This is a genomic window from Pedobacter gandavensis, from assembly GCF_014172405.1.
Classification (GTDB): Bacteria; Bacteroidota; Bacteroidia; order Sphingobacteriales; family Sphingobacteriaceae; genus Pedobacter; species Pedobacter gandavensis.
In genome coordinates this window covers 508,575-533,878 of record NZ_WNXC01000001.1, presented here as the reverse complement: position 1 = coordinate 533,878, position 25,304 = coordinate 508,575, and the positions used below count along the sequence as shown (strand labels likewise).

Here is a 25,304-nt window from a genome sequence, read left to right as displayed (position 1 = left end):
TTAAATCTTTCTTGCTGTATTAATCACATTAACTCCATTAAATCTTGTGGTTGCACTTCCATGAGAAACCGCGCTGCTTTGCGAAGGTTGTCCTTTACCATCGTTAAAAGAACCTCCGAGGCGGTAATCACTTTGGTCGCAAATGGCAGAACAGGAATTCCAGAACTCTTGTGTGTTGGACTGGTAGGCCACATCATTGAGCATACCAGCAATCTTTCCGTTCTTGATTTCGTAAAATGTTTGTCCGCCAAACTGGAAATTATAACGCTGCTGATCAATTGAAAAACTGCCATTACCGATGATATATATCCCTTTTTCTACGTTTTTGATCATATCATCCACACTTAACTTCTGTTTTCCGGCTTCTAAAGAGATATTTGGCATGCGCTGAAACTGTACATCATCCCATCCCTGAGCATAACAACATCCTTGCGATTCATCTAGTCCGATGATGTGTGCCTGATCGCGGATCGCCTGATAGTTCACTAAAACACCATCTTTGATGATGTCCCATTTCTTACATTTCACGCCTTCATCGTCATAGCCAACAGCGCCCAAAGAACCTGGCTGCGTTTTATCCGCCACCACATTTACATGATCACTTCCAAACTTAAACTTCTTTGATTTCCATTTATCAAGCGTCAGAAAGCTGGTTCCCGCATAATTCGCTTCATAGCCGAGTACGCGATCCAACTCTGTGGGATGCCCTACAGATTCATGAATAGTTAACCATAAATGCGAAGGATCCAGCACCAAGTCGTACTTTCCAGGTTCCACAGATTTGGCTTTCACCTTTTCTGAAGCGTTGAGCGCGGCAGATTTCACATCTTCCAGCATGTCATACCTGCCTTTATAGCGGGTAACCACACCGGAAACCTTATCCTCCGGACGGGCATTCATGTACTCATAGCCTATCCCCATCGGAGAACTTAAAGAAGACCTGGTTTGAAACTTACCAGATTCCCGGTCGATTCTCGTCACATTAAATGAAGGATAGATGCGATGGATGTCCTGATCAATGTAAGAACCATCGGTAGAAGCAAAATATTTCTGCTCATTTACAGCGAAGATCACCGAGTTCACATAGCTGGCGCCATTTTGCATCGCGATATCGTTCACATTGAGCAAGAGGTCAACTTTATCCTTCACCGGAACTTCAAACGCATTGATTTCTATAGGAGTTTTCCAACTTACCTCACCAAAGCCTTTCTGTGCTGCAAGCTGTACCGGTTCCCCTTGAATCTTGGCATTTGCTTTAGCTACTGCCACTGCTTGTTCGGCAGCTTTGGCTACCGCTTCCTTGGTCACGTTATTCGTGGCTGCAAATCCCCAGCAGCCATTCGCAAGTACACGTACCCCAATCCCATAAGATTCCGTATTGGCTACGCCCTGTACTCTTTTCTCCCTGGTCGCTACAAATTGATTGAGGTATCTGCCGATGCGAATATCCGCATAACTGGCACCTTTAGATTTTGCTGCATTTAAAGCCACATCAGCGAGCTCCTTTTTAATTTTCACATCTACACCCTCTAATGCTTGCGAGGGATCTATCGGATTTCCGAAAGCAGAAAGGTCAGGAAGCAACAAGGCCCCCATCCCCAGTCCGGATAGGTAGATAAAGTCTTTTCTTTTCAAGTGGTTCAGTTAGTTAGGTTAATAATACTCCCAATTTAACTAATTTAAAAAAGGAATATTCAAGAACCTTTATAACATTTTAGTTTCATACCACAAAAAACTGAGGGAAAGTAATAAAGGAATAAAAAACCACCATAAGGAGTACTTTCTCTCTAATAAAATACTTGTTTCCAAAACCTTAGTACGGATGGGATGATCTTTCACAAACTGACTGGTAGCGAGTCGGTTTTGAGCCGCAGACAACTGCTGCCAATCGGATGTTTCATAGACGTAAAAAGAATCCTGAACATCGCCAACGCTAAGGGTATTCCAGCCTGGATGGGCAGCCCAGGTGTTCAACTGCCATTGTGTTGGAAGTTCCCTGTTTTGCAAAGGACTCATCAATAGGTTGCTCACTTTAAATGGAGGAACTGTACCTCCTTGCGGCAATGCAATGGAAATAGCTAAGCTTTCCCCTGTTTTAGGAAAGGCAGGGCTCATCAACCAAGTTTGAGTTGCTTGAGTTTGCCTTGCGGTTTGATGCAACATTTCTGCCCAAAATTGTGCGTAATCCTCAGCGGAACCATTCAATAACCAGGGATAGGTGGCCGGTAAAGTGGAAACCGTTTTCCTTCCCATGCCATAAATACTGGTGCTGACCAGGATTTTCGCAGCAGGAAGCTGTGTACCCTGAAATACAGGCAAGTCATTGTTTCCAGGTTTTAGAAACAGCTGCTGTTCCATTGGCAGCGCGCTGAATACCCTCGTTTTGTTGCTGAAACGACCACTTAAAGTTTTATCCTTTAGGGAGGCTGATGCTTCAGCTGCAACAAAAGTCCCAAAGCCGATGCTAGATTTAGCGGTAGATTGAACAGCATTCAGTCTGACAAACAGCCCCAGCCCTCCTTCCATCGCAGACTTTACATTGGAAAGCTCTGCAGCGGAAAGTTGCGCTAATTCTGCTTCATCCAGGATCAATAAGTCCATTTTCTTTAATAATCCAGCACTGATGGTATTGATCTCCTTAATATCCGTATTCAGAAAATCTGTGCTGTACTTATCTTTACTGATCCGGGTTCTAAAGATCAAAGGATACTGTTTCTCAAAGAACCAATTCTTCAGAAACTTATATTCAAAATCTGGATTAGCAGCCAACATTAAGATTTTAACTGGCTTGGAGGGCTTGATTTCTATGGGAACAGGTTCCTTGAACAATGTATCTTTACCGGCTACCCTGTTATTCTTAGCACTTTCTCCTTTGATACTTTCCTGCCTGTCTCCTTTAATGCCGATCAAATGAAAAACTGCTTTACCGGATTGCTGTGGATTGGCCCTTAAAGTGAAATGTTGCTGACCATCCTGGCTGATGGTTACCGAATCCTGATTTGCACCCAATCCTTCCAAGATCAACTTTACTGATGCTCCGCCAGCCTGCTGATAGGTTCCCTGCAAAATCAATGGTTCAGTGGCTTTCGCCTGGGCATTCCAATTCAGGGCGATCAAGCCATCTGTAACTGGTCCTGGCCGAAAACTAAGTTGTTTGTCTTTGAGCAATCGCAGCTGATCCTTACTCAAACCATTGCCGTAAATATGAACCCGCTGCAGATCTGGATTTGATTTAAGGAAATACTCCAGATCTGGAATAAAACGAACTCCAGCCTTTTTATGATTCATAAAAACCTGATAATCTAAAGTATAAGACAACCCATTTAAAGAATCAATTCCCAAAGAAGCACCTTTAGCTGTTGTAGCAACCTGCTTTGAATTTGCACCAGTTCCTACAAGTCCAGCTCCAGTTATTAGATTAAAATCCTGAGTTCCTCCTGGCTTTACAGTGGTATAAACCGGGGGATATAACAAAAAATAAAAGCAAACCACCGAGACCACAATTGCAGTCAATCTCCAGGACAAATGTGCCTTACGCTTTCTAAGCGTTTCCATGACCAGCAGAAAAATTCCCAATGCCACACAAATTCCGATCGCCAGGTACTTAAAATCCATTTGATTGTTCTGCTTTTTTAAGTTGATTAAAATACTTTTGACTCAATGAAGAAGCCGGAGCAATGGTTGGCAATTGTGGGCTGGTTTGTACTGGCCCCAATATTTTAAGTATTGCCTTTTGAACCAAGGCGATATCTTTTGCATTGCCCCCTTTAGGAGATAACAATTTACGTCCCGCTGTTAAAGCCGGCAAAAACAGTACGGGTTGATCTGAGGCTGCCAGGATCATGTATCGTTCCGTTTCTTTTAGCAATTGGCGATCCTCCTCCCCAAATTGAGCGGGCTTGTGGGCACTGGCAGCCGCTTTTCTGTCTTCTAACAAAGAAAGCACTTTCCTTAACAACACTTGTTCCTGCTCCTTAGGCTCAAAATCACTTTTTTGTACGGGTGTACCAATCTTATCCAATTCCCCTGACAAGCGTTTCTCTTCTTTAATTTGAGTTACTTTCACAGTAGTTTTAGCCACATAAGCTCTTGATTTTTGCTGAAGGTCTTTCAGTAAACGTAAGGCTTTGTATTCAAAAGGTAAAGCATCGCGCGTTTTGTAGGTCCGCAGTTGTAATTCCGATTTCCACATTTCAGTCAACACGGCCTTTAACTGGGCTTTTATCCCGGGCTCAAAAAAAGTCGCATCCTCTGCAATGTCATGCTTATGGGCATAACTATCCATAATCGCTTTCACATCCCCAAATCCACCTGCAGTTTGTGTTTCCTTCCCTGTATCGTGACCATCATGATCGTCCTTTTCTCCTTCCTTATGGTCATGATCCGCTCCGATCTCTGTTTCAGACTCTTCGCCCAGGAATTTTCCATAACGCAGTCTCAAGAGCTTTTGATCCATACCAAGGTCATTACTCCTATTTCTAAAAGCATCATCAGTGATCGTATTCTTTTCTGCCAGTAGTTTTTCCGTATCCATAATGATCTGCCGCTGACTTCTAAAATATTCCGGAACCAGGTTTACTCCATTTGTCATCCCAGCCATACTCATCAACTCCGCAGTATCCACGATGGAAACAAAATACACATCCGACCTGCTCATTTGACCCAGGTTATCAAAGGCTTTCACAAAGAAATAAAGCTCATCTCCGGGTTTCATGCCTAAAGCTTTCAAGTCTATTGTTTTGTTTAAGGACATTGATTTACGGTTGTCGAACTGTTCCTTAAAATCCAGCTTCCGCTCGGTAAAACTAACGCCTTCCCCTTTTCCACTGGCCATGGTAGCCGCAACATAGGCAGATTTCAAACCATAATCATCTGTTAAGGAGAGGCTTAAACGAACCTGCTGTACTTGTCCATAGTCAATACTGGTATGTGGCTTAGGCTGCGTAATTCTAATGACCGCTGGAAGATCCGGTATCACGTTCATCAGATAAAGGTCTGATTTTTTACCATCCAGTTCTACCTGATAAAATCCGGATTTATGAATGGTTTTAAGGTATTCCCAGGCTGTGCCTGCTCCATCCTTTGATTTTAAAACCGCTACTTCTTTATCATTGAAAATCAGTTTCAAAACCTTAACCGGAACTGAAGTCTGAATGTTCCATTTCAGTAAGGCTCCGGTTTCTGCTTGAAGGGCAAACTGCGTTTGACTCCTTTCTGGAACACCAGTATAAGCAGGGGCTTTGATCATTAGGGAAAAAGACGCAATCTCCGGCAATATCTTCTCTTTGACACTCACAATATTCTCTTTTGCAGTAGTGCTGGCCTGAAGGTCTGTAATTGGCTTCAAAAAGGAAATCCCCAGGCTCATCCCCAGACCAACAAGAAACACCAATCCTGCCCAGGATAATTTCTGTAATGGCGGTTTTGGCGCAGACATTTGAATGAGTACCTGATTAATTTTATCTTGTTGCAAGCGCTCCAGACTTGTGCATGCTGTTGCTGGCTTGAGCAAGAGTTCAGTGCTTTCTTCCAATTCAGGGAATCTTTCATTCAGATACCTGCAAATTTGTAGGTTACTAACCTTCCAAAAGGGCTTAAACCAACTTAGAACTGCAAAGAAAACCAGGAAAAAGGCCATGAAGATCCAGTTAGAACCCTCAAACAGATAGCTCCATAACGCAGCAGAAATAAGACTTAAGCCCAGACTTAACATCAAAACCTGGAACAGCAACAAGACCGTCCATTGTTTTTGGAGCCTGGTTATGCCAAATATGCCTCCCTGCTTAACCATGGCTTATACTGCTTTTAAGACGGTAAGAAATGATGCGTTCTAAAGTAAAAACGAGCAATGCAATTAGCCAAAGTACTTTTTGAAGTGGCTGTTCTTTTTGTGAGCTGACCGACAATTCCGCTGCATTACCTGAATCTCCGGGCTCCATTGCCGCGTTTTCAATTGTCCTGCTTCCTGGTTTTGTTTTGGCGCCAGCAGGAAGGTAAACTTTGGATTGCCGGGAGTATTGTGCTACCGGAACAGCACTAATGCGCTGGTCAGCCGGACTGATTTCGAAACCAAAGCCATGATCAGTCTCCGCATTTCCCAATAAAACCGGCATCATCAGCGGTACAAATTGTGCATTCCAAACCAAATCAGTCCAACCTGGGTTCATACGGCTATAAAAGCGATAATGCGTCAATTTATTTTCTTTCGCTAAGGTCAACAATGGCGTTCCAAATCCATCCGTCCAGATCTGTGTCCCAGGATAATTAGCTGAGGTCATTCTCTTGCGCAGCCCCATCGCCTCGTTGTTCCCGGCATTCCCTGGTTCCAACCAGGAGTTGGTCATACTTAATTTCTCACCTGCATAATTAAACAAGCGCCCGGTATCACTCATATGGTTAAAAAAGGCTTTGCTTACTGGTTTTGTAGAAATCCAGAAGCCTACATCAAAACTTAAGTCACTACTAATGTTATCATTAAATGCAATCAATTCAATTTTTCGTTTTGTTTCCTGAGCGATTGCCTGTATAGCTGCTTTGAGGTATTTCACATCCTCCGGATGCTCGGTCTCATAGATCAGAACCTTGATCACTGACTCCTCCCGGGGATCATCCAATCTTTTAAAACTCGTTAACGTTGGACTGGAGCTGGCTTCGAAAGTTTTATTTGCGAAGGTATTTCTCCAGGTAGCAAGGGTATCTGTTCCTTTAATTTCCTTCCAGATTAATCGGTAATCAACCTGAGGCAAATCTCCTTCCAGATGTTGTAACCGATGATCGGCATACAGGTAAACCGGAAAATCAGGTTCGATCCGCGCATTCAATTCATTCAATAATGCAGGGTAACTCAATTTGGCGGCTTTTCTAAAGCTACTGGTATCGATTCCTGAACTTACAGGTACGGTATCATTCAGGCTCATCTTTTGAAAACCCAACCCAAAATCATGCAGTTCATAACCAGCCAGCAGCAAAGAATCCAGGCTCTTTTTCTCTGTCTTGTAAAGAATAGGGAAATAGGCTTTCTCTGTTAATACCCAACCTTTTTGAAGCCCATTACCTGTGTTCTTTTTAAAAAAATACGGCTCCGCCAGGAAAAATGCCAACAAAGCAATCAGCAGCATCCTTAAAAACAGCAACAGCCAGTCGGTGATTTGGTAACTTCTGGAGGTAAAGGGCGAGCTTGCCCCCAACAATGCAATACTCCCAATCTGCAGGGTTTTCCCCTGTTTTAGTTTCCACAGGTGAATGATCAGCGGGATCAATAGTCCTGCTAACGCGATTAAACCTATGGGATATAATAAATGCACCTTGATATCTTTATGTCTTTAACTTATTTCTTTGGTTCAAGAAATCTCTCAATGCCTGATCCAATGGCTGATCCGTTTGAATCAAACGATAAGAGATTCGTCTGTCCAGCATTTTATTCTTGATTTTATCCAGGTGCCCTTTCAGGTTCTCCTGATAAGCAGCCCTTGCCGACTCCTGGTCTATCTGAATCGTTTTCCCGGTCTCCAGATCTTCGAAAGTCGTATACCCTTTAAAATCCAGGCTCATTTCATTTCCAGACATCAAATGAAACACCAGCACTTCATGTTTCAACGTATTCAAGGTATCTAAAAGATCAAATATCTCCTGTTTCAGCTCATAAAGATCTGTGACAAAGATCAGCAGTTCCCGTTTTTGAGCACCGGCATATAATTCTTTATAATGAATGGGTTTAGTAAAAGTGCCATCCGGGGTTATTTGTTCCAATTGATAGAACAACCTGGCCAGGTGCTGAAAGTCCTGTTTTGCGACCATTGAAAAGATACCTGCATCTTTAAACACATACAAACCAATAGCATCGCCCTGTAGGTTGCCCAGATAAGCCAATGAAGCTGCCAGGTAACGTGCGTAATCAATTTTACGAAAAGCACCATCCTGATGTCCCATAGATGCACTGGCATCCACCAGCAAACGGATACTAATATTCGTCTCTACCTCTGATTCTCTGATGTAATACCGATCGGAACGGGCAAACATTTTCCAGTCAAGAGACCGCAAATCGTCTCCTGGCTGATAGCTCCGATACTGGCTAAACTCCAATCCAGGCCCCTTTACCGTACTTTTATGGATGCCGCTCATGAAACCATCTATTGTCATTTTCGCCGACAAAGACAGCTGTTTAATCGCCATCATCACTTTCGGGTCCAGCAACTTGCTCATTAAATATTGATTTTCGGTCTGGAAATGGTTTTCAATAATTCCTCAGCTACCATATCAGCGCTAACTTGTTCCGCATCTGCTTTGAAATTCATCAATATACGATGTCTCAATACTGGAAAGGCCATCGTGTGCAGATCTTCCATCACCACTGCATAACGCCCATGGATCAAGGCCCTTGCTTTAGCGGTTAAAATCAACGCTTGTCCGGCTCTAGGCCCAGCCCCCCACCTTACCCATTCCTTCACGTACGCTACAGGGCTGGTATCTGGCCGGGTTGCCCGGATCAACTCGGTTACATAAACCACTAAATCCTCGCTGATGCTGACCTCTCTGGTCAAGGCCTGAAGTTGTTTAATCTCTTCCGCACCAATGATAGGCTGCACCTTATTTTTTAGGGTTCCTGTGGTACTGCTCAAAATTTTAGTTTCCTCTGCTGCAGTTGGATACCCGATTCTTATGAACAATAGAAAACGGTCCAGTTGCGCTTCTGGAAGCGGATATGTACCCGCTTGCTCAATGGGATTTTGCGTAGCAAGAATAAAAAATGGCCGGTCTAATGGATAAGTATGACCTCCATAAGTGACCTCAAATTCCTGCATCGCCTCCAATAAAGCGGATTGTGTTTTTGGTGGCGTCCGGTTGATTTCATCAGCCAATATGATATTGGCGAATAAAGGCCCCTTATTGAACTTAAAAAACCGCTTTCCGGTCACATGGTCTTCCTCTAAAATCTCGGTACCGATGATATCCGTAGGCATCAGATCTGGGGTAAACTGGATCCTTCTAAAAGATAGATCCAGGGCTTGCGACATTGTACGAACCATCAATGTTTTTGCCAGGCCTGGTACCCCTTCCAACAGACAGTGGCCACCGGCAAGCAAGGCAACCAGCATTTCTTCAATGATCAGGTCTTGTCCAACGATCACTTTTTGAATCTCTTCCTTTAACAGGGTAATTTTATGGATCAGGGTTTTTAGGTTATTTTCTGAAATTTCCAAAGCATTGATTTTAATGAGGTATGGATTGTAATTCAATATAGGGCTCTCCTTGTATTTTTCCTTATGCCCAGATCAGAATATCAAAAAAATTACAAGATATCTCTTGCTTAATCTGGATTCTAATGAAAATTGACGTTATTTTAGAACGATGCAAAGATCAAAGTTCACATTTGCGAGAATAAAGTATAAATCTGGAAACTGGGATACGGATCAGCGTATGCCTTCCAACCTGCTCAATTCTTTGTTGGAGTACACCACTATCCCTTTAGATCCGGAAGAAAAAATTGTCGAATTAAGTAGCCATGACCTATTTAAATATCCTTTCTGCTATTTAAGCGGCCATAAGCTTGTCCAGTTTGACCAGCAGGAGGCGGCTAATTTCAAGAAATACGTGAACAATGGTGGTTTTGTATTTGTAGACGATTGTAACCATGATATTGACGGACTCTTTGCAAAATCATTTGAAACACAAATGAGCAATCTCTTTGGACCAACAGCGCTCAAGAAAATTTCAAATCAACATCAGATTTACCATTCCTTCTTCAACTTTGAAAAGGGACCACCTACCACCTCTTTTGAATTGAATGGTTGGGGTGATGATCTGGTCCATGACTACCTGAAAGCCATTACGGTAAACAACCGGATTGGGGTATTGTACAGCAATAAAGACTATGGCTGTGAATGGGATTATGATTTCAGAAACAAGCGATTTCTGGCGGAAGACAACACCAAATTTGGCGTAAATATTATTCTTTACGCCATGGGTATCAACAGTTAAAACCCGTACAATTAAAGTACGAGTTGTTCATATAATTTCTTTAAAGTTTCTGCAGCATCCACACATAAGCCTGGATGCGTTTTAGAAGTTTGCACCACGGTACTTCTGGTAGCCGTTAGCCAGCGAAAACGCGAAGCCATGTCTAGCTGACCAATTGTCCCTCCTGCTTTTCCTCCCTTGCTAATCAGCTCAAAAGAATGCAAATGATCTTCCAGTTCCTGAGGATCTAGTTTACAGGCAAAGGCAGCAAGGCGTCCCTCATTTAATTCAAATGATGTTTGTAAAAATTTTTGTTTGGAACAATAAAGGATGATCCCCACATTAAGAAATTCTTCTCGTTCTACCCTAGGTACAACGCGAATCACGGCATACTCAAATAAGTGCTTCTCTTGCATTCTGCGCTTCTTTTACAAAAATTTCTGAATTTGCGAGGCGTAATTCCAGAAATTTGGAATATACATCGCGATGTGCTTCAATAGATTCAAAAGTATTATCCCTGATCAACCAGTCGTCTGGAATTAAAGCAACAATGGCTCTGATTTTTTCCGGAGTCAATATCGCCTTAAAAAGTGCATCTACTTCTTCCAATTGCGAAGCCTGGCTCAGCAATACATGGTCTTTAATTAAGCCGAAAGGTCTCACGGCCTGTTCTTCCCAGTTCTCCATGGCATGGTGGAAGTACAATGCAGCACCATGGTCGATCAGCCACAATTCCTTATGCCAGATCAGCATATTGGTATTCCGGGCCGTGCGGTCCATATTGGTCAGTAAAGCATCCATCCAAACAATCTCTGAAGCTGTTTTTTCGTCCACCTGATTTGCTAAAGGATCAAAGGTAATCGCTCCGGAAAGGTAATGTAAAGCTAGATTGAGCCCCACACTGGTTCGCAGTAAATCCTGAATCTCTTCATCAGGTTCTATGCGTCCAAAATCTTTCTCCAATTGCGCGAAAACCAATTCCGGCATCCGCAAACCAAGTGCCCGCGCAATTTCTCCGCCAATAAGCTCGGCAATCAATGCACGTAGCCCTTGTCCGGCACCACGGAATTTGAGTACATATAAAAAGTCGTCATCTGCTTCTGCGATTGCAGGCATAGATCCCCCTTCGCGTAGCGGGGTAACGTACCTGGTCACATTGACAGTTCTAAGTTCTGGTTGGATATTCTTCACACCTGAATAGTTTAAGAGTAAAAGCTCCTGTTTCGGCCAAAGATACTATTTGAAAGTATCAAAACCATCCTTTGCATCGCACCAAAACTCGTCCAGTGCAATCAATCGTGGTTTGAGGAAAGAAATCAACTGTGGCCAATCACTTTCTTTAAAAATACTGACATCAGACAGGGTTTTCACAATCCTGCTGACCGTTTTATAATTTTCATCTGTAGTATGTAACTCCCAATCCCATTCTTCCTCCAGGCTGGTATGTAGCATGTTTTTAAAAGCTGCGAACTCCTCAAATATCAGCTCCTGCATTCCTGGATCAGGATGTGACATTTCTATCGCGATATAAGCAGATTTCTTGTCCACATGCATCTTAAAGTTCAAATATTTGATGCCTGTTTTATAGTTCACCCAATTGATTCTCATCCCTTCCGCAGACTGATGAGGTGCGATATATTGTCCGAAGGTAGTCCAGAAAGACTGTTTTAACTGTGCAGACTGATCTTTTGAAAACATGGTATTGATTTTTTAATGATGGTGATTAAAGGGTCCAGTTCATCAGTTCCATCACTCTTTTAAACTCGTCCTGAACGTCAGCTTTCAAATGAATGGTTTCTTTAGTAACCGGGTGTTCGAATTTCAATTCAGAAGCGTGTAACAACATGGTCGTCATCTCCCACTGCTCTTTGAAAAACTTGTTTTGTTTATTACAACCATGCTTACGGTCGCCGATAATCGGGTAAAAGATATGGGCAAAATGTCTGCGCAACTGGTGCATCCTTCCTGTGGTTGGCGTTGCTTCTACCAGTGAATACCTGGAAGTTGGGTGTTTACCAAGGGCAACATCCAACTCTGCACGTTGCAAAGTCACAAATGCGGTAAATGCTTCCTGCATATTGCCATTCTCTTTCGCCAATGGGTAATCGATGTCCAGCTGATCTGGCGCATAACCTCTCAAAACCGCCAGGTATTTCTTTTCTACCTGCGCGTTTTGAAACTGTTGATGCATCGCAATCTCCGTTTCTTTATCAAAAGCAAAAAGCAGCAAACCACTGGTTTTACGATCTAAACGATGCACAGGGCTAACATACTTATTAATCTGATCCCTTAGCATTTGCAGGGCAAATTCTGTAGCATCACTGGCAATAGAAGAACGGTGGACCAATAAGCCATGGGGCTTATTGATGGCAATCAGATAATCGTCCTGATATACAATTTCAAGCATTTATTTTTTTCTGCGAAGATAACCTTTTGAATTTTTAAAACCCGCTGATTGTATCAAATTTGTTCCTTTTTGACAGGTTGGAAGCATTTATCCTTACCTTTCCCTTTGAATACCCCATCAATAAACGCAACTAAATTCATGAAAACCAAACCAACAACACCTTCCTTAACCGGGTTAAGGCATGCCACAAAAGTATGCTTTATGGCCTTGCTGATCACTGGAAATGTCAGCTATGCACAAACTAAAAAACAAACTATCGACCTGATCGTCAAAGAGGCGACGGAGAACTCTCAACTGGAAAAACTTGCCCATGAGCTACTGGACATGGTAGGTCCAAGGTTGGTAGGCTCCCCTCAAATGAAACAAGCAAATGATTGGGCGGTAGCTAAATATACCAGCTGGGGCATTCCCGCTAAGAACGAACAATGGGGCGAATGGCGTGGCTGGGAGCGTGGAATTTCTCATATTGACATGGTCTACCCACGCGTAAAATCCCTGGAAGGTATGCAATTGGCATGGAGCCCAAGTACAAAAGGAAAATCTGTTGTCGGAGAAATGATCATTTACCCTGACCTACCCGATTCTGTTTCTTTCAAAACCTGGTTGCCTAATGTCAAAGGGAAATTCGTAATGTTCTCCATGAATCAACCTACCGGCCGACCGGATTATAACTGGCAGGAGTTCGCTACCCCGGAATCTTTCGAGAAAATGAAAACAGCAAGAACGGCACAAACCAATGCCTGGCGCTCCAGAATCAGCAAAACTGGTTTAAACCTGAAAGCTTTAGCATTGGCTTTTGAAAGTGCAGGTGCATTAGGTGTGGTGACAAGCAACTGGTCTGCAGGTTTTGGCGTCAACAAAATCTTCGGTGCAAATACCACTAAAATCCCTTCGATCGACATTTCCCTGGAAGATTATGGCCTGTTATACCGACTTACAGAATCTGGCAGCAAACCAAAAATCAGCGTAAACGTAGGCTCTAAAGAGCTTGGAATGGTACCAACCTTCAATACCATTGCAGAAATCAAAGGCAGCGAAAAGCCGAATGAATATGTGATCCTTTCCGCACATTTTGACTCCTGGGATGGCGGTACAGGTGCAACCGATAACGGTACCGGAACCATTACCATGATGGAAGCAATCAGAATCCTGAAAAAAATCTATCCTAATCCTAAAAGAACCATTCTTGTAGGCCATTGGGGTAGTGAAGAGCAAGGCTTAAACGGATCAAGAGCTTTTGTGGAAGATCATCCGGAAATCGTTAAAAATATCCAGGTCGTGTTTAACCAGGACAATGGAACGGGCCGTGTGGTTAACCTTTCCGGACAAGGTTTCTTAAACTCTTATGCTTATTTAGGAAAATGGTTATCTGCTGTACCTGAAGACATCAGAAAGCAAATTGCAACAACCTTCCCAGGTACACCTGGTGGTGGTGGTTCAGATTTCGCTTCTTTTGTGGCCGCTGGTGCTCCTGCTTTTTCATTGAGCTCTAACAGCTGGTCTTACGGCACTTACACCTGGCATACCAACAGAGATACTTACGACAAAATCGTTTTCGATGATGTCCGTAGTAACGCGATATTAACCGCTATTTTAGCCTATATGGCGAGTGAAGACCCACAAACAACCTCCAAAGAGAAAAGTATTTTACCAATCAATCCAAGAACGGGAGAACCTGGAGTATGGCCTCCGCAAGTTAAACCAACCCGTAAAGGTGGTGTAAATTAAAAGATTAAAAACACAAAAGGCCCTCCTGATGAAAATCCGGAGGGCCTTTTTCTGTAATCAACAATCTGAATCCTTAAACCAGTTTACTTCTTGTTTTTCACGTATTTCTCTAACCATTGGTCCTGCTCCCAGAATGTATGAAGAATCGACTCCCTACTTCTGTAACCATGAAACTCTTTAGGTAACAGTACCAGTCGGACTGTACCTCCATGACCTTTAATCGCGCTATATAAACGCTCACTTTGAATCGGGAATGTTCCAGAATTTTCATCGTCAATACCATGCGTCATCAACAATGGTGTTTTGATCTTATCGGCATAGTTGAAGGGCGACATTTTATTGTAAACATCCATGGCCTCCCAATAAGTACGGGCTTCAGCCTGAAAACCAAAGGGGGTTAATGTACGGTTGTAAGCGCCACTTCTGGCGATTCCCGCAGCAAAAAGATTGGTATGAGCCAATAAGTTGGCCGTCATAAATGCGCCATAAGAGTGGCCCCCTACTGCGATTCTACCTCTATCAGCTACGCCCATATCGACAACATAATTGATCAGCGCCGTTGCATTGTCTTCAATCTGTTTCAAGAAAGTATCATTAGGTTCTACTTTTCCTTCGCCAACAATCGGCATATCTGCCTGATCTAAGATCGCATATCCTCTGGTTACCCAGAATACTGGCGAGCGGAAAGCCAACTTAGTGAAACGATATGGAGAACCTTTCACCTGACCCGCAGCGGCCAGACTTTTAAACTCACGTGGGTAAGCCCAGATCAATACCGGCAATGGTCCGTTCTCTTTTTTATAATCTTTTGGCAAATAAAGTGTTGCAGAAAGCTTAATCCCATCCTTACGTGGATAAGAAAGCAAGGTCTTTTGGACACCTTTTAAACTCGGATAAGGATCTGAGAAACTGGTCAAGGCCTGTTCTGATTTATTTTTCAGGTTCAGGGCGAAAATATTAGGCGTTGCTTCTGTCGATTCTCTCGAGATATAAAGTTTTCCAGTATTGTTAAAAAACATGGGTTCCTCATAATAAGGCGCTTTAGACTTGAATAAGGTATCCTGTTTATTAGAAATCAAATCCCATTTCAGGAGAAAAGGACGATCCCCTTGTGGAGAAGCTCCTGCACCTTTGGTAAAGACAACACCGCCTTTATCAAACAATAACACTTTCGCGGAGAAAGGTCCTTTTCCATAAATGAAATCCCCGGGATCAGTATAGGTATCTTCTGAAGATCCCTCCTTAATTACTTTTACAACTTTACCAGTCTCCGGATTAATCAGTGTCATTTTTGCCGTACGACTTTTCCTCCATTGTTCTTTAAGTACCGCGTAGTTCTGATTGCCCCATTCTACTCCTCCATATCTGGAAGTCATGCTGAATAGCTTTACAGGAGTACCAGAGAAAGGCGCTTTTAGCGTAAATAAAGCATCACGATACTCAGATTTTACACTAGGATCACCTTTATCCTGTGCCTCTGCCCATACCACAGTTGCCGGAGCGTCACTTCTCCATTCATAAGCACGTGGACCCATTGCTACCGCATCAAAACCAGTTGGCAATTTCTCTGCCAATGGTGCATGATACAATTCTTTTACCGTTTTCCCAGTTACATCCAGGATACTGGTTTGGAATGGGAAATAGGAAATCGGCACCAAATAAGAATAAGGTTTCTCCACAGTTTGTACCATCAGGAAGCTTCCATCCGGCGAATAAGCTGCTTTGCGATAGATTGCAGGGCCAGCAATTTTTGTCAGCTTGCCATTCAGATCTACTTCCTGCAGTTCAGAACTGAGGTAATAGCCCATTAAGCTTTGATCGTAAGTGTTTTGAAGTAAGTTTTGATAAGTTCTGGAAGGCGTCACCACCCCAAGGTTCTGCTGAACAACCGGCCCTGTAGGCACGATGTTTTCTAGCGGTTTTGCGCCACGTCCTGGCAGTATAAACTGAGCGAGAATACGCTTTCCGTCTGGGTGCCATTGCAAAGTTGTCCCATAAGCATCATTTAGCAGACCGTTAGTCAACCTGTTAGCTTTCAAATTCCGAACATCTACCAGCCAAAGCTCTACCCCATTTAAGGTATTATTGCTAAAGGCGAAATAATTACCATCTGCATTCCAACTGATGTTGGTCATCCTCATTTTCTCCGGCAATCCGGCGACTTTACTTTCTTTTCCCGTTTTCAGGTCTTTAATGGTTAGGTCGTTATAGATACCCGAAACCTCTCCTTCAGTGGAGTTATTAGCGGGATTGATTCTGATTCCTGCCAGTCCAATCACAGGTTGCGCCACCTGCTCGATCGAAGCATATCCCGGTGCAGAAAGAAGTAACATCAAGTTGCCATCTTTATTAAAGCGTACTGTTGGACTGCCGGATGCATCTACCAAATCAACAATAGATTTTGGTGGTAATTGGTAAGTCAGGCTCTCCTGCGCATACCCTTGGCTGCTTAATCCTGCCATCAGTAATAAACTGAGTAAGGTTTTATTCATAGGTTTATAGTTTTCGGTTTTTTTCATTCCCACAAAAATGGGATTTTAAAGAAAGGTTACCAGACTATCGCGTAAAAGTTACCGGCAAATTATCCTATCTTTATTCTTTGAAATGTTCAATCCGGTACGGGAACAGATTTCATCCTACAATAGCTTACCATTAACGCTGCCACACCATATGCAAACTGTTGAAACCCTAGATCAGTTTTACAAAAGAACCAATCAGGTCATCCCTTCTGAACTGTTAAACCACTCCGGGAACCCAAGCCATTTTAATGTTCAGGAACGCAGGTATTGCAGTAAGGTGAGTCCGTTTAACAGAAGAGATCATTATAAAATCTTCCTGAATCTTGGAAAAGGGAAACTTCACATGCTGAATGAAGTGATTGAAATTGACCAGCCGGCATTGGTATTTTCCAATCCTACAGTTCCTTATTCCTGGGAATCAACTACCGAAAATCAAGAGGGCTATTTTTGTTTGTTCAATGACTCCTTCATTTCCCCAAATTTCAATAAAGGTTTAGAAAGAATCTGTCCTTTGTTTAACCCAGGCATTTCTCCCATTTGCTTTTTAACGGAGGATGCTTACCAGCGCGTCAACGGATATTTCCTCCAATTGATTGCGGAGTTAAAGAGTGATTATGAGTATAAGTTTGAAGTCATCAGGAGTATATTAAGACTGATCATACATGAAGGTATCAAAATCCAATCCGCGACCCTTACTCCTGTCCTCACAGAAAGTTCTGACCGCATCATCCCTAGATTTTTAGATTTATTAGAGCGACAATTCCCTGTAGATTCTCCAGAAAATCCTTTAAAGATTAAAAGTGCTTCGGAATTTGCAGAACAGCTAAACATCCATGTAAACCATTTGAATTATGTGATTAAATCACATACCGGGAAAACGACTACTCAAATGATTAGTAACAGAGTGGTCGAGGAAGCGAAAACTTTATTGAAGCAAACGGACTGGGATGTAGCTGAAATCGGGTACTGTCTTGGGTTCGACTATCCAGCGCATTTCAACAATTACTTTAAAAAGAATACTGGACTTACGCCTGCCGCATTTAAGCACCAAAGCTAAGTCCCGTTATTTTCTTTGATTTATGAAATGATCGTTTTAGGAAACATACACTTCTTCCTCTTTTCCGAAGGTCCAAACCTGTCGCTGTCCTCTCCTGGCAATAACCAGGGAATAATAATCTTCATACTCTGAGATTTCCAGTACCTCGCCTAGGTTGATAAGCTTGTCACCGATAGATAAATTTGCAATTTCTAAGTTTTTAAACATTATAGGCTGTTCCAATATGTGATTCATGAGAGCGAAAAATTAGAATAGATTTATTTAAAATTTAATTTATACCCAAAAATAAAATTATTTATCAAATAACACTAATAATTTAGTTAATTCCGGAGAATTCGCTTTTAAACCACTTAGAACAGCACTCTGATCAAAATAAAAGGGATTGCGGCTTAGGTTTCTCCAAATCAAGTAACCATTTTTTTCGCCATAGACCTCCGCCATACCCGGTTAATTTTCCGTCTGTACCAATCACCCTATGACAAGGGATCAGAATGGAAATCCGGTTCATTCCATTTGCATTTCCTACCGCTCTAATGGCTCCTGGTTTTTCCAGTTTCTGTGCTTGCTGAAGGTACGTTGAGGTTTCGCCATACGGAATGCCTTGCAGGTTTTTCCAGACTGCCTGTTGAAAGTCTGTCCCAGGGCTATGGATAGCCACCGTAAAACTGGTTCTTTTCCCGGCAAAATATTCGGCTAATTGTTCCCTCAGCACGTCAAAATGCTTATTTTCTCCTTGTAAGATCACTGCATTGAGTTGCTTCGCTAAGGCTTTAAACTCTGTCTCCAGCATCTTCCGGTCTGAAAATTCTAACAAACAGATCCCTGCTGCTGTAGCACAGGCAAACATAGTCCCTAATGGTGTTTCCAGCCTGGTAAGGTCTATCGCCCCGATGTGCTTGCTGTTTTTTGGAGAGATTCCAAAAACCGACTTAAAAGAATCACCAAAACCACTTAAAGGCTCATAACCTGCATCAAAAGCAGTATCGGTAACAGTGGCTCCATCCTGGATCTTTTTAAAGGCTGTGTTTATTCTAAACATTCTTTGGTAAGCCTGAAAAGTAATACCATGGTTTTTCAAAAACCATCTTCGAATCTGACTCGGCTGAACACCCATTTGAAGAAGATCCCAATCTTTGTACTTCCGGGAAGGATCTTGAGACAAGGCATTAAGGATATCTTTAATGAATGTTGGTGTTTCATCCAGGTGTTCCAAGGGTTTACAGACCTTACATGCTCTGTATCCCGCCAAAATCGCTTCCTTGGTGGTACTGAAAAACTCCACATTTTCTCTTTTAGGCTTTCTTGCGGTACAGGTTGGCCGACAAAAGATACCGGTAGTTTTCACGGCCGTAATAAAGGTGCCTTCATAAGCAGTATCTTTTTCTATAATGGCCGTATAATAAAGATCATCAATATGCTGTTCCATGATATTATTTCCTCGTTTCTATACTACAAAATAACGTCAACCTGAATTAAGGAGCAACCGAAAAATTAACAAGCATTTTTAATTTCGTTTTAATCCCAGTTTAATCTCTTGCAATTAGCTTTGCTAAAACCTTTAAATATAGAACATGGTATTATTAGAATTCTTAAACATGGGCGGTGGGGAAATCATGCTCATCCTGGTTGTAGTCCTGTTATTATTTGGCGGCAAAAAGCTCCCTGAACTGGCAAAGGGATTGGGCAGAGGTATCCGGGAATTTAAAGATGCCTCAGAAGGTGTCAAAAGAGAGATCCATAGAAACATCAACCTTGCTGGTGTAGAAGAGGAAATCGTCAAAGAAACGCCAGCAGCATTTAAAGAAGAAGCTCAACAAGCGTCTGCGCATCAAGAGTTTTCAGAACAACGCTAATTTTCACACACAAATCATAAAATAAAGAAACGATGTTACACACTCCTTTACTTGCCGCTTTAGGTACGCAAGAAGTCCTGATTATCCTGGTTGTGGTCCTCCTCCTATTTGGTGGTAAAAAAATCCCCGAGTTGTTGGGTGGATTAGGGAAAGGAATCCGTGAATTTAAAGATGGAAAAGACGGTTTAGACCAGTCAGAAACAGATAAGCGTTAAGATTTCGCTGTAAAGCGATCCATGAGTTGCATAGACAATATTGCTTCATCTGCGGAGCATGGGTTTTCTGTCTGCCCTAAAAAATAAGCCGTTACCTTCTCGATCATTGGCTGTTGTACGTGTGCTAAAGGGCTAAAGTCATACACTTTAGCTACGCCACCTTTCGTCAGCGTCATTTGATGTCCAAATACCGGGAAGCTGATTTTCCCTGTTGTTCCAATGATCTCGCATAAATCTGTTTTATCCTGCTCGGAAACGGTAAAACACCAGGTTCCATTAAATATAGTTCCACTTTTGAACCAGACCTGACCGGTCACCAGATCATCGACTAGCCCCGTTCCAGATTGATTGGTGGATAGACCAGAGGCATAAATCCATTCCCCAAAAAAGAAAACCAGGAGGTCTAGCTGATGCGGAGCAAGGTCATGGAATAAGCCGCCACCAGAAATTGCAGGATCTAATCTCCAGTTGGTTGCAGAATTTGCGATCTGATTGGAATCCTCTGGTTGCAGCATTTTAAGTTGCACCAACCTTATTGCTCCGATTTCCTCATCCTCCAATAAAGACTTAATCTTTAAAAACATGGGCTGGGCACGTCTGTAATGTGCAATGCTCAATTTGACACCTGTATTTAAAGCTGCATCCTTCATTCTAATGGCTGAAGCTGCATTTAGCGTCATCGGCTTCTCCACATAGACAGGTTTACCTGCTGCAAAAGCCATTAAAGCATAAACTTCATGCTGGGCCGGTGGCGTGGCAATATAGATGGCATTTACTTCTGGGTCATCGATAAGTTGTTGTGCATCGTCGTACCATTTTGGCACGCCATGACGTTTTGCATAGTCCTCTGCTTTCTCGGCATCTCTACGCATCACAGCTACCAATGATGAATTTGGCACCTTGTTAAAAGCAGGTCCGCTTTTAACTTCTGTTACGTCTCCGCAACCGATCATTCCCCAGTTAATACTTTTCATTTTTCTTGATTATCGATTCAGCTTCAATTCATAAATGTCGGATTTTAACAGCTCCGAATCATTGTCTTCACATAAAAGAAAACTGAGTAGCCCAGCGGTTTTATGTTTTAAGGTAATCCCTTCAAATTTATGTTGATCGGTGATTTGCTGTGTAAAGTCCAGCGTCATTTTCTCGATGTCGATGCAGCCAATCAAGGTGCCGAAGACAGCGCCATCCTGATAGGTAGAATTACTGTCCTCTGCAGCTGCTAAAAAGTAAAGCTTTCCATCTACTTCAATTGCATCTGTAAAACCACAGGAAACCCCTTTAATTTCTGGCAGCTGTATTTCCTTAAAGCTGATTTTCGAAGGTTTAGAAAGACTGGCACCGGTTACCTTAAAAAAGCCGTTTTTCCCTGCACCGCCATTACCCCGATTAAAGAAATACCAATCCGAACCTGTAAAGACTACGCCTTCAATATTAAAATTATCGGAATTGATCCGGGCTATCCCCTGCATTTTTTTATACAGCGCAGAAATATTGCGCGTCTCAATCACTTTTTTTGTTGCTGCATCTAGCTTAACCATTTGTGTTCTATTTTCTCTGGAACCAGAGCCAAATAGATAGATCACATTTCCATAGCTTGTTATTGCTTCAAAATCAGGCTTTAGTTTTTTCGCTATGTTTTCCGCGGGATGAGCGGTTAAAGGCTGACGAGACAAATGCGAGGTTTTCATTTCATAAGCGTAGAGATAAGTCCCATTGTCGCTGATGATGTTCAACTGGTCATTTTTTAATAATAGACCAGAAGCGGAACCAATCCCTATGATCTGAAATAACAGTTCGAGTGTAAATCTGTACATAAATGTAATCGGCTAATTCCTTATCGCATATAACAGGGTATCGGTTATCAAAATCATCAATCATTTGAAACCGATACCCGTATTTTTTACTTTTTAGCAGGTGTAATCACAATTTTTCTGAATTCGATAGGTCCATGATCTCCCTGAAAATAGATTGGTCCTGGTTCTCCCTCGTTACTGTCTAATGCACCGCCGGTAATCCCAGGAATCTCCTGGTTACTGATCACTGTTTTGCCATTTGCAACTACAGTAACCATTCTACCGACTAAAGTGATATCATACGTTTGCCATTTATCTGGTCCAAGGGCTGCAATTTCGCTTGGTGGCAAAAAGCCGTAGACACCGCTGTAGTACACGCTCGAAGGATGTGCTTCTTTCGGACTGTCTTCAATCTGCACCTCATAACGACCTCTTAAATACACACCGCTATTGCTACCTTTCTGATATTTAAACTCTACATGTAATTTAAAATCTTCGAATTTCTGATCGGAGATTAAGTTGGCGCCAGAATGTGGACTGCTCAGTACACCATCTTTCACTACCCATTGATTTTTCCCTAAAGCTTTCCAACCTGTCAGGTCTTTTCCATTGAATAATTCAATCGGCTTTGCCCATACTACCGGACTTGTTCTTTTCAGATAGGGAGCCTTCACTCCTTTCCAATTGTATTTTTTACCTTCACTGGTCAGCATTGTTCCTTCAATTACCGAACCTTTCAGTTCTCCTTCGATCACAAAATCCTGATCACCGCTTTCCCATTGTGGTGGGATCTTAAAGCTAAATTTACCATTGTCAAAATTTACCCTTGAGATTGGGCGAGCACTTCCGGAAGATCCTACGAAGTAGCCAACTAAGATGCGGTTACCAGATAATTTAACCTCTAGCCAAGACGGCAAAGACTTTCCGTTTTCCTCAACGGTAATGTCCCAACGTCCAATCAGATCTTTACCCGGTATATCTTGTACTGCATTGATATTTGTGAAGGTTGGAGCTGCAAAAAGCGCATCAGCAGATCCAAAGCTGAGTAAGCCGGTAACCGCCATTGCAAAAAGTTTCTTGTTCATAGTAACGAAATTAGGTTTAGGTTGATTAATTAAGGTTCTTGCGGGTAAGATAAGGATTAATTCGTATTTTGTAAAAGCCTTAATTAAACCCTTATGAAAGCTATTGAATTCAACTCCTATGGTGACTCCTCGGTATTACAACTAAAAGAAATCGCGATACCGGTCCCAAAAGCACATGAAGTGCTGATTAAAGTTGTGGCTGTGACCATTAACCCTTTTGACATCAAGAACAGATCCGGAGCGATGAAGGCCTTTTTCCCCATCACTTTCCCTCATATTCCTGGCACTGACGCTTCGGGAATGGTGGAAGCGGTAGGTTCAGCAGTAACCCGGATTAAAGTTGGTGACTTGGTTTTCGCTACAGCTTCCCATGGCACTTATGCGGAATATGTCTGTATTAACGAAGCAACGGTTTCGCTGATCCCGGATCATCTGAGCATGAATGAGGCTGCAGCGCTGGCTGTCCCATTAAATACCGCTTATAGTGTATTGGTAGAAACCGGGCATTTACAGCCCGGAGAAAGGGTATTAATCCACGGTGCGGCAGGCGGTGTAGGTGCAATCATTTTACAAATGGCAAAAGCATTGGGCGCTTATGTGATTGCTACTGCGTCTGGGACTGGACTGGATCTGATCAAATCTTTGGCTGCCGATGAAGTGATCGACTACAAATCACAAGACTTTAGCAAACTGGTCAAAGACCTGGACACGGTCGTTGATTTGGTGGGTGGAGAAACGCAGTTAAAATCTTACCCTTTAGTTAAAAAAGGAGGCAGACTATTGAGTATTGTCATGCCAACTTCCGATGAACTGGCCGCAAAACATCAGATCAATGCGCAATTTATCAGTTCCGTAGGAGATCATAAGAAGCTGGATTTTGGAAAAAGGCTGGTAGACTCCAATAAAATTAAGGTTCAAGTTGCCAAAGTGATGAAAATTGAGGAAGCTGCGGCAGCACAGGATTTGGTTTCTAAAGGAGGTTTAAATGGCAAAATTGTATTGAATTTTTAGGATTCCCTTGCAAGATCAAGCCCTTCCATCCCTTTTTCCTGGAAGAGCATTTTAAATTTGCAGCCCATATCCATAACCAATGCATGTCTGAGCATCGCAATTTTTTGCGCTGCCGTGGCCACGTCTTTTTCCTGAGAAAAAGCATTCATCACCCAATTGTTAAATCCCATTTGAAGCAAAAATTCTCCCTGACTGGTCAGCACAACTTCATTTAAGCCGTATTTTTGTCCCCAGTAACTTAAAGCAGAGAAGTTAACATGGGCCGTAATGTCTTGCTCGCCGATAAAAGCATAATAATCATCATTAACCGTATGGTTTCTATAACAACATAAAGTTCCTGCAGACCTACTGCTTTTATATATCTCCGGACTTCGATCACCGTAATCAATCGTCATCACATAGCCCTGAGTCATCGACATCGCGACCTCTTTAATCCAGGAAATCGCCTGAAGATTAATCTCCGTTTGGAAGTCTTTAGGGAGCACAATGTTTAAGGAGGAAAAGTAATCGGTTAAGGCTGGGGAAGCAGGCCTTAATACCTCCTTGAATCCATGACAATGATCTACAAAGACTTCCATGAGTTGTTCCTGCATGATGACACGGTGAACGGAGAAATTATCCAGCAACTCATTTGACAACACGCAGCCCCGAATTCCTTTGATCTCAGCAATATCATTATGCCATTCTACCTTTTCCTGAAGCCTTTCTTTTTCCAGGCTCACCATCATTGGGCTTCTTTCAATAATACAATAGCGCAGTTGTTCGTACAGCTCTGGGTGAGCTTGAAGTGCAGCAAGAATATCTGCTGCTAATTTACCTGTGCCGGCACCGTACTCAACGATGGTAAATGGCCCTTTACCTAATTTTAGCCAGATTTCCAGCATTCTTTTTGCAATCATTGCCCCAAATGCGGTACTCAAATAGGCACTGGTATAGTAGTCACCTTGCTTGCCAATTTTCATCCCTTCCGTATTGTAATAACCGAATTTGGGATGGTAAAGGCACATTTCCATATAATCACAGAAAGAAATTGCCCCATTTCTACTTATTTTGTTCTTGATCAAAGTGTGAAGTCCAGACATCTTTATATAGATAATAACGTTATAAAACAGTTCGGCGCAAGCATTGTTTATTTAGCAAAGCTCAAAACATGAAGAATGGCAGGTTGATAATGACGATAGCTGTCATCATGGTGATTACCCAGTCTTGCCGTCCTTCCGAAAATCCGAAGGTTCCTGTAGACAAAACCATTGATGAACATTTACAGGAAGCCCTGTTTATCCAAAGGACAGCACTCGATGGCATGAAGGCCATCGCTTTAGGAAATCTTGCTGCTGAAAAGGCGACTCAACCACAGCTAAAAAACTATGGCTCACAACTGGTCAGGAATTATGAAAAAATCAATGGCTCCTTGAAACTCATGGCCAGTTCAAAAGCCATCGTATTCCCTACTACCCTGCCTATGGAAGAACAGAAGCGCATTAAAGAACTCGGGGACATGGAGGTTGATTATTTTCAAAAGCTTTACCTGAAGATCATGATTGAAGACATCAGAAAAGACATCTCACTTTTTAAAGGGGCACAAAATGCACCAGACACTGCCATCGTCAACTTTGCAAGCAAAAATTTGCCCCTATTAGAGCAGCAACTTCAAAAAGCATTGTCCCTTCGGTAAA

At 42.4% G+C, this 25,304-nt stretch carries 24 protein-coding genes; 7 read left to right on the top strand and 17 right to left on the bottom strand.

The annotated features are described in order from the left end of the window. From GM920_RS02075 to GM920_RS02050, 6 genes are all read right to left on the bottom strand, one after another. Nucleotides 1-1,635 carry a TldD/PmbA family protein gene (locus GM920_RS02075; RefSeq protein WP_182952964.1) on the bottom strand — a complete coding sequence of 545 codons (1,635 nt, stop codon included), beginning with the start codon at nt 1,633-1,635 and terminating at the stop codon, nt 1-3. A 69-nt stretch (nt 1,636-1,704) separates the two neighbouring features. Further along, nucleotides 1,705-3,615, bottom strand: a complete 1,911-nt coding sequence (locus GM920_RS02070; RefSeq protein ID WP_182952962.1) for a hypothetical protein — start codon at nt 3,613-3,615, stop codon at nt 1,705-1,707. After that, nucleotides 3,605-5,791, bottom strand: a complete 2,187-nt coding sequence (locus tag GM920_RS02065; protein WP_182952960.1) for a DUF4175 family protein — start codon at nt 5,789-5,791, stop codon at nt 3,605-3,607. Before GM920_RS02065 ends, GM920_RS02070 begins: the two co-directional genes overlap by 11 nt. Continuing rightward, nucleotides 5,784-7,304: a BatA domain-containing protein gene (locus tag GM920_RS02060; protein WP_182952958.1), complete on the bottom strand. Its 1,521-nt coding sequence runs from the start codon at nt 7,302-7,304 to the stop codon at nt 5,784-5,786. Before GM920_RS02060 ends, GM920_RS02065 begins: the two co-directional genes overlap by 8 nt. Nucleotides 7,305-7,314: 10 nt before the next feature. After that, nucleotides 7,315-8,202 (bottom strand): DUF58 domain-containing protein, encoded by an 888-nt coding sequence (locus tag GM920_RS02055; RefSeq protein ID WP_235964407.1) that lies wholly within the window; start codon nt 8,200-8,202, stop codon nt 7,315-7,317. Next, nucleotides 8,202-9,200, bottom strand: a complete 999-nt coding sequence (locus GM920_RS02050; protein WP_182952956.1) for an AAA family ATPase — start codon at nt 9,198-9,200, stop codon at nt 8,202-8,204. Before GM920_RS02050 ends, GM920_RS02055 begins: the two co-directional genes overlap by 1 nt. Before the next feature lie 148 nt (nt 9,201-9,348). On the opposite strand from GM920_RS02050, the gene GM920_RS02045 reads away from it, so the two are divergent. Beyond that, a complete protein-coding gene (locus GM920_RS02045) occupies nt 9,349-9,978 on the top strand; it encodes a DUF4159 domain-containing protein (protein WP_182952954.1) in 630 nt (209 codons plus the stop codon). An 11-nt stretch (nt 9,979-9,989) separates the two neighbouring features. Here GM920_RS02045 and GM920_RS02040 read toward each other — a convergent pair whose 3' ends face one another. Genes GM920_RS02040 through GM920_RS02025 form a run of 4 tightly spaced genes read right to left on the bottom strand, consistent with a single transcriptional unit; the run spans nt 9,990 to nt 12,364 of the window. Beyond that, nucleotides 9,990-10,373 (bottom strand): DUF3037 domain-containing protein, encoded by a 384-nt coding sequence (locus tag GM920_RS02040; protein ID WP_182952952.1) that lies wholly within the window; start codon nt 10,371-10,373, stop codon nt 9,990-9,992. Continuing rightward, nucleotides 10,351-11,148 (bottom strand): HipA family kinase, encoded by a 798-nt coding sequence (locus GM920_RS02035; RefSeq protein WP_182952950.1) that lies wholly within the window; start codon nt 11,146-11,148, stop codon nt 10,351-10,353. Before GM920_RS02035 ends, GM920_RS02040 begins: the two co-directional genes overlap by 23 nt. 45 nt (nt 11,149-11,193) lie before the next feature. Further along, the gene (locus GM920_RS02030) at nt 11,194-11,655 is read right to left on the bottom strand and encodes a DUF4268 domain-containing protein (protein ID WP_182952948.1); all 462 of its coding nucleotides are present in this window, start codon (nt 11,653-11,655) and stop codon (nt 11,194-11,196) included. 25 nt (nt 11,656-11,680) lie between these two features. Then, complete coding sequence (locus GM920_RS02025) at nt 11,681-12,364, bottom strand: pseudouridine synthase (RefSeq protein ID WP_182952946.1); 684 nt, start codon at nt 12,362-12,364, stop codon at nt 11,681-11,683. Nucleotides 12,365-12,502: 138 nt separating this feature from the next. Between GM920_RS02025 and GM920_RS02020 the strand changes: the two genes are divergently transcribed. Further along, the gene (locus GM920_RS02020; RefSeq protein ID WP_235964406.1) at nt 12,503-14,092 is read left to right on the top strand and encodes a M20/M25/M40 family metallo-hydrolase; all 1,590 of its coding nucleotides are present in this window, start codon (nt 12,503-12,505) and stop codon (nt 14,090-14,092) included. An 83-nt stretch (nt 14,093-14,175) separates the two neighbouring features. Here the strand turns inward: GM920_RS02020 and GM920_RS02015 are convergent, their stop codons facing one another. After that, nucleotides 14,176-16,611, bottom strand: a complete 2,436-nt coding sequence (locus GM920_RS02015; RefSeq protein WP_235964405.1) for an alpha/beta hydrolase family protein — start codon at nt 16,609-16,611, stop codon at nt 14,176-14,178. A gap of 85 nt (nt 16,612-16,696) precedes the next feature. Here GM920_RS02015 and GM920_RS02010 point away from each other — a divergent pair, with 85 nt between their 5' ends. Beyond that, a complete protein-coding gene (locus GM920_RS02010; protein ID WP_182952942.1) occupies nt 16,697-17,668 on the top strand; it encodes a helix-turn-helix domain-containing protein in 972 nt (323 codons plus the stop codon). Nucleotides 17,669-17,704: 36 nt separating this feature from the next. Here GM920_RS02010 and GM920_RS02005 read toward each other — a convergent pair whose 3' ends face one another. Beyond that, nucleotides 17,705-17,875: a hypothetical protein gene (locus GM920_RS02005; protein WP_235964404.1), complete on the bottom strand. Its 171-nt coding sequence runs from the start codon at nt 17,873-17,875 to the stop codon at nt 17,705-17,707. A gap of 160 nt (nt 17,876-18,035) precedes the next feature. Beyond that, nucleotides 18,036-19,094, bottom strand: a complete 1,059-nt coding sequence (locus GM920_RS23910; RefSeq protein ID WP_182952938.1) for a bifunctional transcriptional activator/DNA repair enzyme AdaA — start codon at nt 19,092-19,094, stop codon at nt 18,036-18,038. 145 nt (nt 19,095-19,239) lie between these two features. Between GM920_RS23910 and tatA (GM920_RS23655) the strand changes: the two genes are divergently transcribed. Together tatA (GM920_RS23655) and tatA (GM920_RS01990) are read left to right on the top strand one after the other, a co-directional pair. Beyond that, nucleotides 19,240-19,521 (top strand): twin-arginine translocase TatA/TatE family subunit, encoded by a 282-nt coding sequence (tatA, locus tag GM920_RS23655; protein ID WP_235964403.1) that lies wholly within the window; start codon nt 19,240-19,242, stop codon nt 19,519-19,521. 32 nt (nt 19,522-19,553) lie between these two features. Beyond that, a complete protein-coding gene (gene tatA / locus GM920_RS01990) occupies nt 19,554-19,736 on the top strand; it encodes a twin-arginine translocase TatA/TatE family subunit (RefSeq protein WP_182952937.1) in 183 nt (60 codons plus the stop codon). Here the strand turns inward: tatA (GM920_RS01990) and GM920_RS01985 are convergent. The 3 genes from GM920_RS01985 to GM920_RS01975 all read right to left on the bottom strand — a co-directional run bounded on the left by GM920_RS01985 (nt 19,733) and on the right by GM920_RS01975 (nt 22,617). Continuing rightward, nucleotides 19,733-20,710 carry a Gfo/Idh/MocA family protein gene (locus GM920_RS01985; protein ID WP_182952935.1) on the bottom strand — a complete coding sequence of 326 codons (978 nt, stop codon included), beginning with the start codon at nt 20,708-20,710 and terminating at the stop codon, nt 19,733-19,735. The two genes, tatA (GM920_RS01990) and GM920_RS01985, sit on opposite strands and share 4 nt — an antisense overlap. Before the next feature lie 9 nt (nt 20,711-20,719). Next, a complete protein-coding gene (locus GM920_RS01980) occupies nt 20,720-21,553 on the bottom strand; it encodes a DUF6929 family protein (protein ID WP_182952933.1) in 834 nt (277 codons plus the stop codon). An 86-nt stretch (nt 21,554-21,639) separates the two neighbouring features. Next, nucleotides 21,640-22,617, bottom strand: coding sequence for a 3-keto-disaccharide hydrolase (locus tag GM920_RS01975; RefSeq protein WP_182952931.1), 978 nt, complete (start codon nt 22,615-22,617; stop codon nt 21,640-21,642). A 93-nt stretch (nt 22,618-22,710) separates the two neighbouring features. On the opposite strand from GM920_RS01975, the gene GM920_RS01970 reads away from it, so the two are divergent. Continuing rightward, entirely contained in the window at nt 22,711-23,628 is a 918-nt protein-coding gene (locus tag GM920_RS01970; RefSeq protein WP_182952929.1) for an NADP-dependent oxidoreductase, read from the top strand. Here GM920_RS01970 and GM920_RS01965 read toward each other — a convergent pair. Then, a complete protein-coding gene (locus GM920_RS01965) occupies nt 23,625-24,710 on the bottom strand; it encodes a class I SAM-dependent methyltransferase (RefSeq protein ID WP_182952928.1) in 1,086 nt (361 codons plus the stop codon). The genes GM920_RS01970 and GM920_RS01965 overlap by 4 nt on opposite strands. A gap of 68 nt (nt 24,711-24,778) precedes the next feature. On the opposite strand from GM920_RS01965, the gene GM920_RS01960 reads away from it, so the two are divergent. After that, on the top strand, nt 24,779-25,303 hold the full coding sequence (locus GM920_RS01960; protein ID WP_182952927.1) for a DUF4142 domain-containing protein: 525 nt from the start codon (nt 24,779-24,781) through the stop codon (nt 25,301-25,303). The last annotated feature ends 1 nt before the right edge of the window (nt 25,304 follow it).